The following is a 17,073-nucleotide window of genomic DNA, read 5'->3' as shown; positions in this document are numbered from 1 at the left end:
ATTTTGCTGAAGGATACCCAATGAGTCATTTTATAATCGAATTTGAAAGCTTTTTAAACGGTATTTACACAGATTTTTAAAAAGTCCATTTTGTGAATGCTTAATGTCATGTAAATTAATTTGGGGGTTTAGGAAGCTAAAGAAATAAGCCTATTCCTGTTAAAACGCTATTTGAAAAATAAGCTGATACAATCATGATATATATGCATAACTTTCCATTACCACACCCCGATGAACTCCTATACAGCTCAATAGCACGGGCAGGTGTGTATCATGGCATTACCAGTCCTAAACAACTGTTAGATGAAGTTTTTGGTACTAGAACTGTTATAGCAACACTAGATTTACCCAGCCATGTCTCTAAAATTGCATATTTATTAAGAAAAACAAAACAATATTCAACTAATGATTTAATAAACCAAAATACTTTATTTCCACTGTATGCCCCATTTGTTCCACAAAAAATACGTAATAAAGCCATTAAACTGATGCAAGGTAAAACCAATGGTGCTCTACATACAATGTTTGGAGTTTCTGCATCAAGAATAAAGGCAATTCAGAATTTCCAAGTTTGTCCAAAATGTATTGAAATCCAAATACAGACTTATGGTGAGGCTTTTTGGAAAAGAAATTGGTTTATTCCTAACCTACCAATCTGTTTGGATCACGGACCATTAACTATTTATAAAGAAAAACCATCGGACTCTAGACATCATTTCCAACCCTTAATTGAATCAAATTTTTCAATAGAATCATTCAGCTCAGTCTTCCCTCAAGACTTCATTATGTCTTACCAAGTGCAAAAATTGTTTAAGCTATCATCCTATCCATCTATTTCTTTTGAGCAATGGAGTCATTTTTACCATGGATTAGCACATGACTTTGGTTACACACGAGGAAAGCATATTAAACATGATGAAATTTTATCCTTAGTTTTACAACACTGGGGCAAAGAATATCTTCAAACTAAAAATTTACTCTGCCACCAAGGTGAAGAAAACTCTTGGTTAAAAAACATATTCCGTAAGCATCGAAAAAGTTTTAGCTTCTTTGAACATCTATTGATTCATCAAACCTTTACACCAAAGGAAAAATTAGAAGATATTTTTCATTACGTCCAAAATATTCAACCAGTTTATATTGTTAAAACTAAACCTAACGAAGATACCCTAGATATAATTAAACGTGAACAACATAGAGAACAATGGCAACTGTTAGTTCTAGAAAATGGTATAAAAGCAAGTCGTTCCATACGAAATGGAGGCGCTATCTATGCATGGTTGTATCGCCATGATTATCAGTGGCTCCAAAGCTTTAACTCAGAACATCAAATAATCCAACAAGCACCTAAAACCCGCGTGGAATGGCCTCAACGTGATCGGATGTACGTAAAACTACTACTACGAATTGTACATCAATCTAAAGATGATCTAAGTACTCCGAGACATTCTTCAAACTGGTATCTTATGCAATTACCACAGCATTCAACAATAGAACATAATCTTAACAAGCTCCCATTAGTTAAACAATTTTTAGTGGAATATGTTGAAAGCATCACTGAATATCAATTACGAAGAGTCTGTGTAGCTGTTGAATCATTATCGTTAGATAATCAACAATTACACTTATGGCGAGTCTTTCGTTTAGCAGGGCTCAGTAAAGAAAGAATAACTCCCGACGCCTCAAGAATTTTAGAACTATCTGGATTTTTTAAAACTGATGACAGCAAGAATTAATAATTTTGATCACAATGTAACAGTTACTCATATTGGCGGACTTTTCAAAGGCTCAAGATCGAAGATATGGAGTATCAATCTTCAATGTTCACCAAAGCAGGAGAAAAAATTTACAAATTTCAGTAATTCTGCCATGTTAATCCGAGGTAAAAAGATAAATTGTAGTGAACGGCAATTATCTCAACCAAACCTAGCCATTACATTGACCAATCAAGATGTCCTTACCCCATCATACTTAAAAGACTTTGACGAATTATCAACTGATTCAAAACTTGCATATTTTGAAGGAATACAAACTAGCTTTGTCATTGAAAGACCGAATCAAACCACAATTCATCTTCCGCAGTTTGAACTGGCGCGAACACTTTTTCTCATTAATTCTTATTTTTGTCGAGCGAGTCTCTCTACCACCACGATCCAACATGAATTTGAAGTCATTCAAAATGATAAGGAAAACTTAATTGTTTTTCTAGAAAATAATACGATGCCTTTAAAATTAGTAAATCAGAAAGGAACCCAAAGCCTACTTGCTTGGTTGCTACTTGATCCAAATGCAAAACAATCATTTGAAAGTATTTCGCGTTACTTTAACACTCAACTAAAAGATGAGAATGGGTGGAAAAAATGGATTTTCCAGTTTGACCCACCATCAATGAAAGGTTGGACATTACATTTCCGAGGACGATATAACACATCACGAGATGCTTTTCTTGTAGAAGAGATTGTTGGCATCGAAATTGATACTGATATTCCAACAAACATTACTTTTTCACATCCATCTTTCATTCAAATCAAGACTGAAGGACAACAATCAGGGCAAGGTTATAAACCAGAATATAGTGACTCCCTTGGCTCTACCATTGAGGATGATGCAACAGCTTCTATAGAACAAGGAATTCGAGTTTTAAATGCTAATGAATCTTGGGTAAGCTTCATTAAGCCATTAGAAATAACTAAGAAAGGTAAAATCAAACTTACTGGACAGAGAGCAAAAGATGATAGTAATGATGATGAGTCTGGCTCTGGGAATTTAGTCAGTACAGACGAGGCAAATAGTGCTGGAGATCTACCTGCTGCCGATGTTGGAGGCAAAAAAGATTACACAAATTATGATCAGAAATATGCTCAACGTTATAATGACTTAAATTCGTTGATTGAAATACTCCAGTCTGAGCATCAGTGCACACTATATGAGTCCATGACTCATGAGCTCATAAAAGTAGGACGTTCAGAATGTCATAAAATTGGTGACAATATGCGACGAACAATTAAGTTTGTACATCTTGTTCAGAAAGGAAAAGATTTTCTACTTATCGAGTTAGATACATCAGATGGAATCAAGAGTATCTCAACCAAACTTATTCATCTCACAACCGATGATTGGAAATTTTATCTGGATGATATTAAAAAACACTTAGTTGCAAAATCATTGTCTTGGCCAAATGAACTATTTAATGATGTGTTTGGAGAAAATTCCCATACATATATTATCCACCCACGATTTTCATTACAAGAAAACTGCTCAAGAGAATCAGTTAATAATTGGGCTATGAGAATCATGAATGGATTAAGAGATTTGGCCTAAAAAAACTTAATTTAAATTAAAATGTTATTTAAAAAATATTAAACAATTAAATTAATGAAGATTATAGTACGATATAACCTATAATCTTCATGTAAAAAATTAAAACCCCTATGACACCAACCAATCCAGTGATAAAGAAAGTTGATCTAAACAATAAACCATACGTAATAATTTGATTAACAAAAGCTTTATTCTTATTGGCTCTTTCTAAATTAGCATCCTCATTACAGAATATCCCAATATCAATTGAAGAATTTCTTTCTAGTTTTTTAAAAACTTGCTCAGATTGCTTAATAAGAAAAGAGGTTCTTTGATCGAGCTTCCAAAAAACCACAGATACAACAATGATAAATATACTAATGAAAATACCAACATATGAAAATTTGTTTGAAGATTGAAGAATTACTCCAACAGCTGTACCCAAACCTGCCATAATAAAAAGAAAATAATTAAATAAGGTTATTCTCTGATTAGAATGTAATTCAAAATATTTCCAAGCATGCTCTACAGCCTGCTCAGAACTAATATTACTTGCCATAATTAATCAACCCCTCAGAAAAATCGAATAAAATTTTACCACCACCCTTGCAATTAGAAACAGTCATCCCAACTAAAAAATTAGTTATATAAGTATGTAATAAACTCTTATATCAAACTACTAAACTTAATAATAATGATTACTCAAAAATAGTACTCATTGCATCAATAGAAATAACTGGGCTTAAAATGAACGACTCTCATATGCTTTCTGATAGCTGCATTCTACTGGCAGGGAGTATTTCTAATGCTACAAATGATGACCAAATTGATAAGGCACATGCATTTGTTGAAACTCTTGTTACAGAAATAATTAATTCAGGTGGAAGTTTTGTTGGCTATTTTTCAGCTGAACCAGTTAATGAAAATCAAAAACCTTTACTGTTTGATTGGACTATTGCAAGAAAGATCAATGAATTAACCAAAGAAAATAATAACGATGTACGTCTAAAGATTGTTGCATCAAATGATCGGTTACAAAATAAAACAAACGTTGAACAGCGTCAGCTTTTGAATAGCATGATAGCTCGTGGTATTGCTGAGCATATCTGTATCGATGATGAGATCCTAACTGGAAGCAATGTCGGCGAAGAACAAATAGAGCATGCTACAGCAATGATAGCTCTAGGTGGTGGTAAAGGTGTATTAGATAGAGCCCACAAAATGGCAAAGAAATCACTACCTGTTTTACCCCTTGATCTTCAACTGGGAGCAAATAAAGAAGATGGAAAGGGTGCATTAGGTGTCCTTCAGAAATTTCGTGAAGCTCCTTTAACTTACATGCAAAATACTGGTTTGTCGGTAGTAAAAAGTATTTCAGCTATTACTCTAGAAGAGCCTGTATTAGATTTCTCACAAATATCAAAGAGAATTATCACAATCTTTCATGAAGAAGAACAAGCTCGATTAGCGGCTCTTCCACCAGATGTATTAGTCTTAACAGCTTTACCAGTTGAGCTATCAGCAGCAAGACAGGCATTAAATATTAGTGAAGATACTCAGCCCTTTATTACTAGTATCGGGCTTCATGTTTGGAAGACAGTAATTATTCGAAATAATGGAGTGCGTGCAAATTGTGCAATAGCATCTTTTGCAGGTCCAGGAAATGTAGATGCATCTTCAATTACATCTACATTACTAAGCGAATTACAACCCAAGAATGTAATCATGTTAGGTATTGCTGCGGGAATGCGAGAAAAATGTTCTTTAGGTGAAGTAGTCTTATCTGAACGGGTTGTTGCGTATGAGGGAGCTGCTCTAATTGAAGGCGGGGTTACGGAACACCGCTCTAGAAGTACAGAGTTAGATTTAAAAGTTAGGCAGGAAGTTAATACATATTTATCTAATAAAAGTTCTGTAGAAAATCGTTTAATTCAAAGCTATGAGGCCTTAGAAATCAATTTTCCAGAGAACATTGAAATTGGACCAGTCGCTAAAAGTGTTATGCCTAAGACAGCCACAATTGGAAGTGGTGAGAAGCTTCTTCGCGATCCAGAAAAATTTAGAGCTTTGAAAGAGCTTAATGGAAAAATAGAAGTCGCTGAGATGGAAGGTGCAGGAGTATTTGCAGCTTGTGCTAACCACAAAAAGCCTGTGTTGATGATTAGGGGAATTAGCGACTTTGGGGACTCCACAAAAGACAATCGCTTTCATGATTTAGCAGCAAAAGCTGCGGCAGCAGTAACAGCAGATTATATTGCTTATGGATTAACTCTTAATAACTAACTTTGGGAAACCTATCAGAATGTCACTTAAAAATTCAGATCTCCAATACTATGATGGCAATATTTTGCGTTTATCTTCTGAAAAACGTAAAGAATATCATGCACAAGTTGATAATTTGATTGCTGAACTGCGTAAACATATAACAGTAAACTCTGACTTAAAAGTAAAAAAGGTAGTCAAAGCTGGCTCGTTTGCTAAGTTCACAATTCTAAAAAAAACAGCAGAGGATGATATCGATGTTGACGTTGTGTTCTATATAGATGGTAAAAATATTGATGATACAACTTTAGATAATCTTAATGATCTAATTTACTCGTTACTAACAAAAATTTATCCTACTAAGGCAGTTGAAGACTTTGAAATCCAACGAAGAGCTGCGACAGTAACCTTTGTCAAAAGTGGTATCAGTGTTGATATCGTTCCTGTTATTCAAGATGAATCAGATCCAAATCATGGCTGGCAATATGATCTTAAGTCCAAAGAAAGAAATTTGACTTGTGCCCCTTGTCATATTCAATTTATCCAAGATAGAAAAAATTCAGATAAACACTATCGAACTTTAGTACGTATGGCAAAGCGGTGGAAAAATTTTGCGTGTCCTCCTGGACTCAAGTCTTTTCATATCGAGTTGATTTTAGCTTATTTACAAGATCGTGACGGGCCGACTCAAAATATTGAGCAACGTTTTAGAGAATTCTTGGGGTTTATAGCACAAAGTGAACTAAATAAACGTATCGATTTTCCTGAGAACTCAGCAAAGACAGAGAAATATTTTTCTGATCCAGTTGTAATTATTGATCCTGCGAATCATGAAAATAATGTGGCCTCGCGAATAACTCCAAACGAAAAAGAGCAAATTGTCAATATAGCCTTAAAAGCATGGGAAACCGCAAATTATGCTTCAGTAGAAGACGATATTGATATTTGGAAAGAAGTTTTTGGTAATAAATTCAAAATTAAGGATTAAAAATGAGTTCGTCTAATTCCAGCACCTATACCACTAGTTATACTTTTGCTGATGTTGAAAAAGTTGTACGTAGCATCAAAGCAGATTTAGTTATGATCGCAAGTAGTACAAAGGCAATAACTGAGTCTGAAGCTAAAGAATATGCTCATGATATTGAGCTGTTAGCAAAAAATGACTATTTATCTAAAGTTGATGTGACCTTAATAAATTCCTATGGCTCAGAAATCAGAGCTATTCAATATACATTTCAAACTGAAAATGCATCAGGTTCAGAAAGACCAGGTGGAGTAATGTGGCCTCACACACCAGATGGCCGAGTTAGAATTATATTGTCACATACAGATAAATATCGTAGTGAATCAGATAAAGTTTCTAAATTACCATTTGAAATAACTTGGGTATCAACAACAGAAAGTACAAATCATAGTAGCCTCTCAGCAGTTGGGGAACGTGGCTACAGCAGTAATGGTTATGGTGCAAATAGGAGCGATTATTCATGAGCAAATCAACAGTTTTTGAAATTAAAGCAGATTTACCAATTAAACAATTTGATGATTTAGCTAATAAATTACTTGGTTTTGAATCAAGATATGCTCGTATCAAAAAGCAAGTACAGCTCTTACTGCAAGTTGATGAGTTAGAGCTCTGGAGCAAACAGAAGCATGGTAAGAAAATTGCATTAATTGATCTTCTTGCTGATCAATATCCATTAGCTATTTTCCATGGTGATGTTGGTACTGGTAAAACTGCAAATGCTGAGGCAATTGTCAATCGATTAGCCCGTGATGCTAAAATTGAAGATGCTCTACTATTTAAATTAAGTAATAAAGTTAGAGGAACTGGTAAAGTTGGTGAAATGGGTACTCTAATTTCACAAGCATTCGATGAGATCACTAGATCGATTGGCAGTGGGAATGGTCGAGCATTTCTTATTATTGATGAAGGTGATTCACTTGGAGCATCTCGAAGCCAAGAAAATAGCCATCATGAAGATAAAGTCGGTGTTAATACTTTAATTCAGGCTATTGATGATTTGAGAAAACATGGTGGACGGATATTTGCGATCTTATGTACCAATAGATTAGCTGCCCTAGATGCTGCTGTCTTGCGTAGAGCCTCAATTGTAGAAGAATTTGTTCGCCCATCAAATGAAGAGCGACATGAGCTTTTTACCAAAGACTTATCAGATATCAACTTTTCAGAGAATGATATTGCAGAATTAGTAAGTGTGACAGCCCCTCATGGTGAAGAACCAGGTTGGACATATTCAGATATTCGTACTCGTTTATATCCAACAGCAGTTGCGTTAGCATTTCCTGAATCAGAATTAACAATTTCACATTTTCATCAAGCGCTTAGTAAACTTAAACCCTCACCTATAATGGCTGGATAAAGAAATCTTAGTTGGAAGGAGCATAATAATGGGCAAGAAAGAAATCTTTATTTCTGTTGATATTGAAACAGCTGGTCCTATTGTTGGTGAACACAGTATGCTGACAATAGGAGCATGTTTTGTATATAATCCTGCGGTTGAATTTACAATAATGCTCCAACCAATTAGTGATAAAGCAATTGAAGAAGCCCTAAAAGTCTCAGGCATAACTTTAGAACATGCAAGTAAAGCAGGACTCCCACCAAAAGAGGCTATGTCTCAATTTGAAAATTGGCTGATTCAAAATATGCCTGAGAATGCTGCTCCTGTTTTTGTAGGGCTTAATGCCCCATTCGATTGGTCCTTTATAAATTTTTATTTTTTGAAATATTTGAATAGAAATCCTTTCGGCATTTCAGCCATAGATATCAAAGCTCTTTTTATGGGCGCTACAAAATGTAGTTGGCACGATACAAAATCAAGCTCAATAGATAAATATGTACATCCGACCTTACAAGGTGATCATAATGCTTTGCATGATGCAAAATACCAAGCAGAACTATTCAGATTAGTTTATGAGTTAAATTGCTCAAAATAAATAATATTTTGAGTCCTGAAATCATGTTTTAGCATCTCAATTAATTTAGATGCTAAAATAAACTGAATCAAAGAGAAAAGGCTGGTAACTTCAGTAGTCAGTTAACAACTATTTTGTTAATTTTATTTTTTTGAATAATAATTGACATGCGATGGTTAATAACTTTTTTGTAATAAATGACAATTTAATTACAACTAACCTATTGATTTATAATAATCATGAGTTAATAACTATTTTGTCTGACTACAATTTCAGCCCTTTTTTCACTGTATTTTAAGAGAAAAAAGATGTCTGAACTCACCTGTTTTAAAGCTTATGATATCCGCGGTAAACTCGGCTCAGAACTAAATGAAGATATCGCCTACAAAATAGGACGTGCCTACGGTCAGATTTATCAGCCCCGCACCATCGTGATTGGCAGTGATGTCCGCCTGACCAGCGAAAGCCTGAAGCAGGCAACCATTCAGGGTCTGAATGATGCTGGGGTCAATGTACTTGATCTGGGCATGACGGGAACAGAAGAAGTCTATTTTGGTGCTTTTCACCTGGATGTTCAGGGTGGCATTGAAGTGACCGCCAGTCATAATCCAATGGATTATAACGGGATGAAGCTTGTCCGTGAAAACTCACGACCAATCAGTGCAGATACAGGGCTGAAAGATATTCAGAAACTTGCTGAAAGTGCTGAATTTAAAGAAGTAACAATTAAAGGCAGCACTCAGAAATACAATATTCTGCCTGAATTTACTGAACATCTGATGAACTATATTGACCCTGCCAGAATCCAGCCATTAAAACTGGTGGTCAATGCTGGTAATGGTGCAGCAGGTCATGTTATTGATGCCATTGAAGAAAAATTTAAGGCATTACAGATTCCTGTTGAATTTATTAAAATTCATCATGATCCTGATGGTACATTCCCAAATGGTATTCCCAACCCGATTCTGATTGAAAACCGTGGCAGTACATCTGTTGCTGTACTGGAACATAAAGCAGATATGGGCATTGCCTGGGATGGCGACTTTGACCGCTGTTTCCTGTTTGATGAAAAAGGACAGTTTATTGAAGGCTATTACATTGTCGGTCTTCTGGCTCAGGCTTTCCTGCTGAAACAGGCAGATGAAAAAATTGTGCATGATCCACGACTGGTGTGGAATACCCTGGATATTACTGAGCAGTATCAAGGCATCGCGGTACAGTCCAAATCAGGACATGCTTTTATTAAAGATGTAATGCGTGAACACAATGCTGTTTATGGCGGTGAAATGAGTGCGCATCATTATTTCCGTGACTTTGCATATTGTGACAGCGGCATGATTCCATGGTTACTCGCGGTATCGGTTCTTTCTGAAAAAAGACAGACTTTGTCATCCCTGGTTGAAGATATGATTCAGAAATTCCCATGCAGTGGTGAAATCAATTTCAAAGTCCAGGATACTCAGCAGACCATTCAGAAAATTTTCGATTACTTTGCCGATCAGCAACCTGCCATTGACCGTACTGATGGAGTCAGTCTGGACTTTGGCGCATGGCGCCTGAATGTACGTGCATCCAATACTGAACCGTTATTACGTCTGAATATTGAAAGCCGTCGTGATCAGAATCCTCAGCCAATGCAGCATTATATTGATTTGCTGACCAGTCTGATTCAGGGCTGATCAACAAAAAAATAAGGAGTCATTAAGACTCCTTATTTTTTCTTCAGGTCACAATAAAATCAGATACTAATCGTTACGATAACCTTGAGGATTTTTCTTCTGCCAGTTCCAGCTGTCTCTGACCATATCTTCAAGACTAAGTTCTGCTTGCCAGTTTAACTCTTTTTTTGCTCTTGTGCTGTCTGCATAAAAACTTGCAAGGTCACCCGCCCGTCTTTGCACAAATTTAAAAGGAACTTTCACCCCATTTACACGCTCAAAAGTATGAATCAGATTTAAAACTGAAACAGGCTGACCCATTCCAATATTCCATGCACGACAACCTGTCTCACTCAGTCTGTTCTGTACAGCCAATACATGAGCTTTTGCAAGATCAACAACATGGATAAAATCCCGTTCACAGGTACCATCTTCTGTTGGATAATCCTGCCCAAAAACTGCCAGTTCATTCCGCTTTCCAATCGCTACCTGAGTCACAAAAGGCATCAGATTATTTGGTATACCCAATGGATCTTCACCAATTTCACCACTTTGATGTGCCCCTACCGGATTGAAATAACGTAACAGTGCAATTGACCAGCGTTCATCAGTAACCGAGGTTTTTTCTAAAAGTTGTTCAACAATCAGCTTTGTATAACCATAATTATTATTTGGCATGCTTAAGGGCATATCTTCCTGATAAGGTGACGGATTGGACTCACCGTAAACCGTTGCAGAAGAACTGAATACCAATGAAAAAACGTCTGCCCGCTGCATTGCCTGTACAAGCTGAATGGAGCCTGCGATATTGTGGTCAAAATAATTGAGTGGTTTCTGCTGGCTTTCACCAACTGCTTTCAAACCAGCAAAATGGATTACCGCATCAATCACAAACTGACTGAAAATCCGAGTCAGGCACGCTGTATCACGAATATCCCCCTGAATAAAATCAACTTTTCTACCAGTTAAAGTTTCAACACGGTGAATGGATTCCTTCGAACTGTTACTGAGGTTATCCAGTACAATAACCTGATAACCCGCGTTCAACAGTTCAATACAGGTATGCGATCCAATATAACCTGCACCACCAGTCACCAGTATATTAGACATTTATTGTTCCAATAAAATTTTCAGCAACCCCTGGGTAGAGGCATCGAGTGCGGAAAGATCCTGCTGCTCCCTGTTCAGTATCGGTAGCAGCTGATTAGCGATTTCCTTCCCTTTTTCCACACCCCATTGGTCAAAAGGATTGATATCCCACAACACCGACTGAACAAAAACTTTATGCTCATATAACGCAATCAGCATACCTAAGCTATGTGGATTCAGCTCTTTTAACAAAAAAGTACTGCTGGGCTGATTCCCTGAATATTGCTTATATTTTTCCAGCTGACTCAGTTCTGACGGATCAAGTGCCTCATTGCCAAATGCCAGCAGTCTGGATTGAGCCAGACAGTTGGAAAGTGCCAGATGATGCTGCTCAATCAATGCATCCGCATTTTCCGCATACGTAAACTGATTGGCATTGTAGCGTTGAACCGGTGCAATAAAATCACAGCTGACTGCATGAGTTCCCTGATGCAGCAACTGATAAAATGCATGCTGCGCATTAGGTCCAACCTCGCCCCAGACAATTGGACAGGTGTCCATACTGACCCGTACATTGTTTCGCTGAATCGATTTCCCGTTGGATTCCATTTCCAGCTGCTGTAAATAGGACGCAAAATATTTCAGTCGACCATCGTAGGGCAAAACAGCATGTGTCTGAATATTCAGAAAATTATTATTCCAGACGCCCAGTAAGCCCATCAGCACAGGAATATTTTTTTCAAATGGCGCAGACTGAAAATGCTGATCAACTTCATATGCCCCAGCCAGCAACTGTCTGAATCCATCCATACCAATACTGAGTGCTATCGGCAGTCCAATACACGACCACAGCGAGTATCTTCCTCCCACCCAGTCCCATAACTTCAGCTGGTTTTCAGGAGCAATTCCCCATGCTGTCATTTTTTCAGGCTTGGTCGAAATCCCAATAAAATGATGCTTCAGAATCTGAGGCTGATGTCCCAATGCTTTTTCAAGCCACAATCTGACCGTCTGCGCATTGGACAATGTATCAATGGTACCAAATGACTTGGAAGAGATAATAAACAGTGTTGTTTCAGGGCGAAGTCTATGCAGCAGTTCTGATAACTGACTGCCATCCATAGTGGATACAAAATGTACATCCAGTGGCTTAACCGTCGGTTTCTTAAAATCAGACAGTGCCTGGGTCACCATCAGAGGTCCAAGGTCAGATCCACCGACCCCAATATTCACCACGTCCTGAATGACTTCACCTGTGGAACCACGACGCTGACCTGTATGTATCTGTTCAACCAGAACAGCCATACGCTCCAGTTGTGTATACACCTCGCTTGCCAGTTCTGGACAGTTCTGATCATGCGCTGGCAATCTTAAAGCCCAGTGCATAGCCGCACGCTGTTCGGTATAGTTAATTTTTTCCTGTGAAAACAGTCGTCGGATCCAGCCTGACAGATCCCGCTCTGCAGCAAAACCGATCAGTCCATCCATCACCTTTTTATCAATCCGATGCTTGCTGAAATCAAAACATACCTGATTCAAGCGTTCAGAAAAATATTCAAACCGCAATGGATCCTGTGCAAACAACTCATTCAGATGACGGGTTTCAAAGGCAGTTTTCAGTTGATTCAGTTCGGACAGACCCAATGAAGACGGTTTAGAGATATCTGTCTCAGAATGTGCAGTCATCAACGGCCAACCCCCATATAAGCAAATCCTTGAGATTTCACATATTCAGGATCATAAATATTACGTCCATCCAGTAACAGCGGATGTATCATTCTTTTTAACAGTTCTGTGTAATCCAGGCTGAAATACTGTTTCCATGCAGTCAGTACGCATAGGCCATGTGCACCATCCACTGCCTGATACTGATTTTCACACAAAATCAGATCAGGACGTTCACCATAGATCTGCCTGATCTCGTTTAATGCCTGAGGATCATGCAATGCCACTGTCACCCCCTGCGCCCATAATGCTTTTAACATCACATGGATCGGGGAATGCTGTACTCTTGTGGTGTTTTCCTTAAATGATGCACCCCAGATGGCAAGACGTTTACCCTGAAGATCACCCTGATAATAATTCCAGAATTTCTGAAACATCAGTTCTTTCTGTTGTTCATTAATTTCCCAGACCTGAGAAAGTAATCTGCTTTTTACACCTGTATTGGTCACAGTATTAGCGAGCGTCTGAATATCATGAGTAAAATTCTCACCACCAAAGCCTGCCCCTGGATACAGATAAGACGCCCCTATTCGACTGTCGGCTGCCATTCCCTGACGCACATGGGAAATATCAATCCCCAGCTTTTCTGCAACCACAGCCAGGTCATTGATGTAACTGATCCTGGTTGCCAGCATACCAGAGATACTCAACTTGGTAAATTCAGCATCCAGAACAGGCATGAACAGAAAATTCTGTTTGAGCGGAAATAACGGTCTCAGCATCTCTTTCAGGCGAATCTGTGCTACAGGATCTGTACAACCGACCGTCAGCTGCTTCGCCTGAGTCAGACTGCGTAAAGCATTACCTTCCTGAATGGTATCCGGTAAATAAATCCACTGATCATCAGGTAAAATTCTGCTGAAACGGTCAGTACCATTCAACCCTAGTGTTGAAGCATTGATCATCAGTTTAGGATGAATAATCGGTCTGTGCTGCAGCTGGGTCAACAGCTCAAATGCAAGACTTTCTTCAGCTGGGCTGAAGCTGAAAATATAAGCATCCACAGTCAGTGGCAGTTCTGAAAACTCACAGAATTTCAGCCGCTCTTCCTGACGCTGCTGCTCCAGCAGTTGAGTAACAGACTCATCCTGAAAATGATAGTTTTCGGCATCAGATGAGCTGAAAATATTACACCAGTAGACGTCATGCCCACATTCAGCAAGTAAGGCTGACATAACACCTGAATAAAGTGTTTTACCAAAAACAGCAATCTTCATCGCAAAAATCCTGTGCTTTCTTAGAGCGGAAGTTCCTGAATCAGTGCCTTGAACTCGTTGCCTAATTTAGGATGCTCAATTCCATAATGCAGTACTGCTTTCAGATACCCCAGTTTACTGCCACAGTCAAAAGTCTGACCTTTCATACGATAGGCATCAACAGACTGTTCAAGCTGTAAGGCAGCAATCGCATCAGTCAACTGAATTTCATTCCCCGCACCTTTAGGAGTATTTTCAAGCAGTTCCATAATGCGGGCTGGCAAAATATAACGCCCAACCACTGAAAGAGTAGATGGTGCAGTTCCTACAGCTGGCTTTTCCACGATCCCCTGCATGACAACACTTTCACCTTCAACAGGTGCTGTAGCCACATCGACAATTCCGTACTGATCAACCATGTGATCAGGTACTGCTTCAACCATAATCTGTGCATGCTTGCGCTGTGAAAAATGATCAATCATCAATGTCAGGTCATTGGTGTTGTCCTTCGACTTGACCAATACATCCGGCAACAGAACTGCAAAATCCTCCTGACCAATCACTTCTTTTGCACAGAGAACCGCGTGTCCGAGACCTAAAGGTTGCGGCTGGCGGACACTGATCACACTGACATGTTCAGGTAAAATTTCGGTAATTTCTTTCAGCAGATCAAACTTTTTTTTCTGCTCAAGCGTAGTCTCAAGTTCAAAATTACGATCAAAATAATTTTCAATCGAAGCTTTGGAAGAATGTGTCACCAGAATAATCTGTTCAATTCCCGCTTCAACAGCTTCTTTGACAACATATTCAATTGCAGGACGGTCAACAACTGTCACCATTTCTTTGGGAATGGATTTACTGGCAGGTAAAAAACGGGTACCCAGACCAGCGACAGGGAGTATGGCTTTTCTGATTGTCATGCAATTTCCTGAATGTACAAATGAACAGGCTTAGTTTACCTGAATTTCTTTACCACGTTGATAGCCATCCACATAGTGTTCAAGCTGCGATAAAGCCCAGTCAATATCCTGCTGTGTCGCGGTCAGCTCGTTGATCCGTTCAAAAACTTTCATCAGCTCATCCAGCGGATAATGTTTTTCAAATGACCTTAAAATCCGGCTGTGATCAGTAACCGCGGTATCTTCCTGGTCAATCAGCAGTTCTTCATACAGTTTCTCACCTGGACGTAGACCGGAATATTTAATTTCAATATCACCATCAGATGAACCTTCTTCACGTACACGCAGTCCACTCAGGGAGATCATCTGTCTTGCCAGATCCTGAATACGCACAGGCTCGCCCATATCCAGCAGGAATACATCACCACCCTGCCCCAGTGCACCGGCCTGAATCACCAGCTGTGATGCTTCTGGGATCGTCATAAAATATCGAGTGACATCGGGATGTGTCACAGTTATTGGACCACCTTTAGCTATCTGCTGTTTAAACAAGGGTACCACTGAACCTGATGAACCCAGTACATTACCAAATCGAACAATACTAATTTGTGTCTGATCTTGAGCTTCAGCCATTGCCTGACAATAAAGTTCAGCCATCCGTTTCGACGCGCCCATAACATTGGTCGGTCGTACAGCTTTATCCGTCGAAATTAGAACAAAGGTTTCAACTGCATTTTTTACAGCAGCATTCAGGCTGAATGCGGTGCCAAGAGCATTATTCTTCAGACCAGAAATCGGATTGCACTCGACCAGTGGAACATGTTTATAGGCCGCTGCGTGATATACCGTCTGTACGCTGTACTGCTGAATAATACGTTCGAGCTTCGGCTGATCCAACACCGTTCCAAGAATAGGAATAATTTCAATCTGAGTTTTTAAACGCAGTTCCTTATCTATACTGTACAGGGCAAACTCAGTCAGTTCAAAAATAATCAGTTTCTTCGGCTGATTTTTCACAATCTGTCGGCATAATTCAGACCCGATAGACCCCCCTGCGCCTGTGACCATCACTACTTTATTTTTAATATTCTTTGCCAGTAATTCTGCAATAGGTGGAACAGGATCTCGTCCTAACAGATCGATAATATCCACTTCCTGAATATCTGAAACGTGAATATCACCATCAACAAGCTTTGTCAGACCAGGAATTTCTGTAATTTTTAAATGTACAGGTTCAAGAAATTTAATGATTTCACTTTTTCTGACCCGCCCTACAGAAGGCAAAGCAATCAGAATTTCATCAATCTGTTGTTTTTTCAGCTGTTTAAGACTGTTTCCTGCATCAAAAACCCGTAACCCACCAATAATCTGACCGGATAAAGAAGTATCGTCATCAATGAAAAAAACCGGTAAATGCTCATCCGAACGGTACAGCGTTGCAGCGACCTGTTGACCTGCATAACCTGCGCCATAAATAGCTACTCTTTTACGCGGCACATCAGATGACAAATGGGACTTGACCAGCATACGGATCGCAGCCCGACTGAACCAGATCCATGAAAACATCATGAAACCGAACATAATCGGAATGGAAGTCGGAATGAATGCGTGTGTCAGATAGGCAAGTAGATACAAGCCAGCAACAGTAACAAAAGTCGCCAAACCTAACTTAAAAATAAACGCTTCATTGAATGTACGGACAATGAAACGGTAAACCCCACAAATAATCAATGCAACTGTAGTGATCAGACTCACCCAGACCGCACCAAAATCAAGACGAGGAACAACCTCCGCACCTAAATTAAATTCGCGGATGGCATAACACAACCAGATCAGTGCAGGAAACACACAAAAATCTATAAGAATTAAAAAAGCCTGTTTTGCCAGTCTGGGCGCAGCAGCCAATGAGATAATAATTGATTTCACAGAAAACTTCTTTTCGGCCTGACGTTCTTATCCATTTTTAATGCAGTACATACATTAATTGATGGATACCCTCACAATATC

At 38.7% G+C, this 17,073-nt stretch carries 14 protein-coding genes; 8 read left to right on the top strand and 6 right to left on the bottom strand.

Annotated elements, in window-relative coordinates:
- Positions 1–203 precede the first annotated feature (203 nt).
- Positions 204–1,736 (top strand): TnsD family Tn7-like transposition protein, encoded by a 1,533-nt coding sequence (locus CDG60_RS01195; protein WP_160116947.1) that lies wholly within the window; start codon positions 204–206, stop codon positions 1,734–1,736.
- Complete coding sequence (locus tag CDG60_RS01190; RefSeq protein ID WP_087512958.1) at positions 1,720–3,321, top strand: Tn7-like element transposition protein TnsE; 1,602 nt, start codon at positions 1,720–1,722, stop codon at positions 3,319–3,321. The genes CDG60_RS01195 and CDG60_RS01190 overlap by 17 nt, the downstream gene beginning before the upstream one ends.
- A 61-nt stretch (positions 3,322–3,382) precedes the next feature.
- Here CDG60_RS01190 and CDG60_RS01185 read toward each other — a convergent pair whose 3' ends face one another.
- Positions 3,383–3,859, bottom strand: coding sequence for a hypothetical protein (locus CDG60_RS01185; protein WP_038350079.1), 477 nt, complete (start codon positions 3,857–3,859; stop codon positions 3,383–3,385).
- 188 nt (positions 3,860–4,047) lie between these two features.
- Between CDG60_RS01185 and CDG60_RS01180 the strand changes: the two genes are divergently transcribed.
- The 6 genes from CDG60_RS01180 (at position 4,048) to CDG60_RS01155 (ending at position 10,178) form a co-directional block, all read left to right on the top strand.
- Positions 4,048–5,583, top strand: coding sequence for a phosphorylase family protein (locus CDG60_RS01180; RefSeq protein WP_087512957.1), 1,536 nt, complete (start codon positions 4,048–4,050; stop codon positions 5,581–5,583).
- 19 nt (positions 5,584–5,602) lie between these two features.
- Positions 5,603–6,550, top strand: coding sequence for a CBASS oligonucleotide cyclase (locus tag CDG60_RS01175; RefSeq protein WP_087512956.1), 948 nt, complete (start codon positions 5,603–5,605; stop codon positions 6,548–6,550).
- A 2-nt stretch (positions 6,551–6,552) separates the two neighbouring features.
- Positions 6,553–7,050 carry an HORMA-1 domain-containing protein gene (locus CDG60_RS01170; RefSeq protein WP_087512955.1) on the top strand — a complete coding sequence of 166 codons (498 nt, stop codon included), beginning with the start codon at positions 6,553–6,555 and terminating at the stop codon, positions 7,048–7,050.
- The gene (locus CDG60_RS01165; RefSeq protein WP_087512954.1) at positions 7,047–7,943 is read left to right on the top strand and encodes an AAA family ATPase; all 897 of its coding nucleotides are present in this window, start codon (positions 7,047–7,049) and stop codon (positions 7,941–7,943) included. The genes CDG60_RS01170 and CDG60_RS01165 overlap by 4 nt, the downstream gene beginning before the upstream one ends.
- 28 nt (positions 7,944–7,971) lie before the next feature.
- Complete coding sequence (locus CDG60_RS01160; RefSeq protein ID WP_264757129.1) at positions 7,972–8,520, top strand: 3'-5' exonuclease; 549 nt, start codon at positions 7,972–7,974, stop codon at positions 8,518–8,520.
- Positions 8,521–8,807: 287 nt separating this feature from the next.
- On the top strand, positions 8,808–10,178 hold the full coding sequence (locus CDG60_RS01155; protein WP_087512952.1) for a phosphohexomutase domain-containing protein: 1,371 nt from the start codon (positions 8,808–8,810) through the stop codon (positions 10,176–10,178).
- Between the two features lie 66 nt (positions 10,179–10,244).
- On the opposite strand, the gene galE is transcribed toward CDG60_RS01155, so the two are convergent.
- The 5 genes from galE to CDG60_RS01130 are packed head-to-tail and all read right to left on the bottom strand — an operon-like array spanning position 10,245 to position 16,992.
- Entirely contained in the window at positions 10,245–11,267 is a 1,023-nt protein-coding gene (galE, locus tag CDG60_RS01150) for a UDP-glucose 4-epimerase GalE (RefSeq protein ID WP_087512951.1), read from the bottom strand.
- Positions 11,268–12,932 carry a glucose-6-phosphate isomerase gene (gene pgi, locus CDG60_RS01145; protein WP_087512950.1) on the bottom strand — a complete coding sequence of 555 codons (1,665 nt, stop codon included), beginning with the start codon at positions 12,930–12,932 and terminating at the stop codon, positions 11,268–11,270.
- Positions 12,932–14,188, bottom strand: coding sequence for a UDP binding domain-containing protein (locus CDG60_RS01140; protein WP_087512949.1), 1,257 nt, complete (start codon positions 14,186–14,188; stop codon positions 12,932–12,934). Before CDG60_RS01140 ends, pgi begins: the two co-directional genes overlap by 1 nt.
- A 20-nt stretch (positions 14,189–14,208) precedes the next feature.
- Positions 14,209–15,087 carry a UTP--glucose-1-phosphate uridylyltransferase GalU gene (gene galU, locus CDG60_RS01135; protein ID WP_087512948.1) on the bottom strand — a complete coding sequence of 293 codons (879 nt, stop codon included), beginning with the start codon at positions 15,085–15,087 and terminating at the stop codon, positions 14,209–14,211.
- Positions 15,088–15,117: 30 nt separating this feature from the next.
- Positions 15,118–16,992 (bottom strand): polysaccharide biosynthesis protein, encoded by a 1,875-nt coding sequence (locus tag CDG60_RS01130; RefSeq protein WP_087512947.1) that lies wholly within the window; start codon positions 16,990–16,992, stop codon positions 15,118–15,120.
- Positions 16,993–17,073: the final 81 nt, after the last annotated feature.

It is taken from the genome of Acinetobacter chinensis (genome assembly GCF_002165375.2).
Classification (GTDB): domain Bacteria; phylum Pseudomonadota; class Gammaproteobacteria; order Pseudomonadales; family Moraxellaceae; genus Acinetobacter; species Acinetobacter chinensis.
The sequence above is the reverse complement of the archived record's forward strand: the minus strand, read 5'-3'. Positions and strand labels throughout refer to the sequence as shown.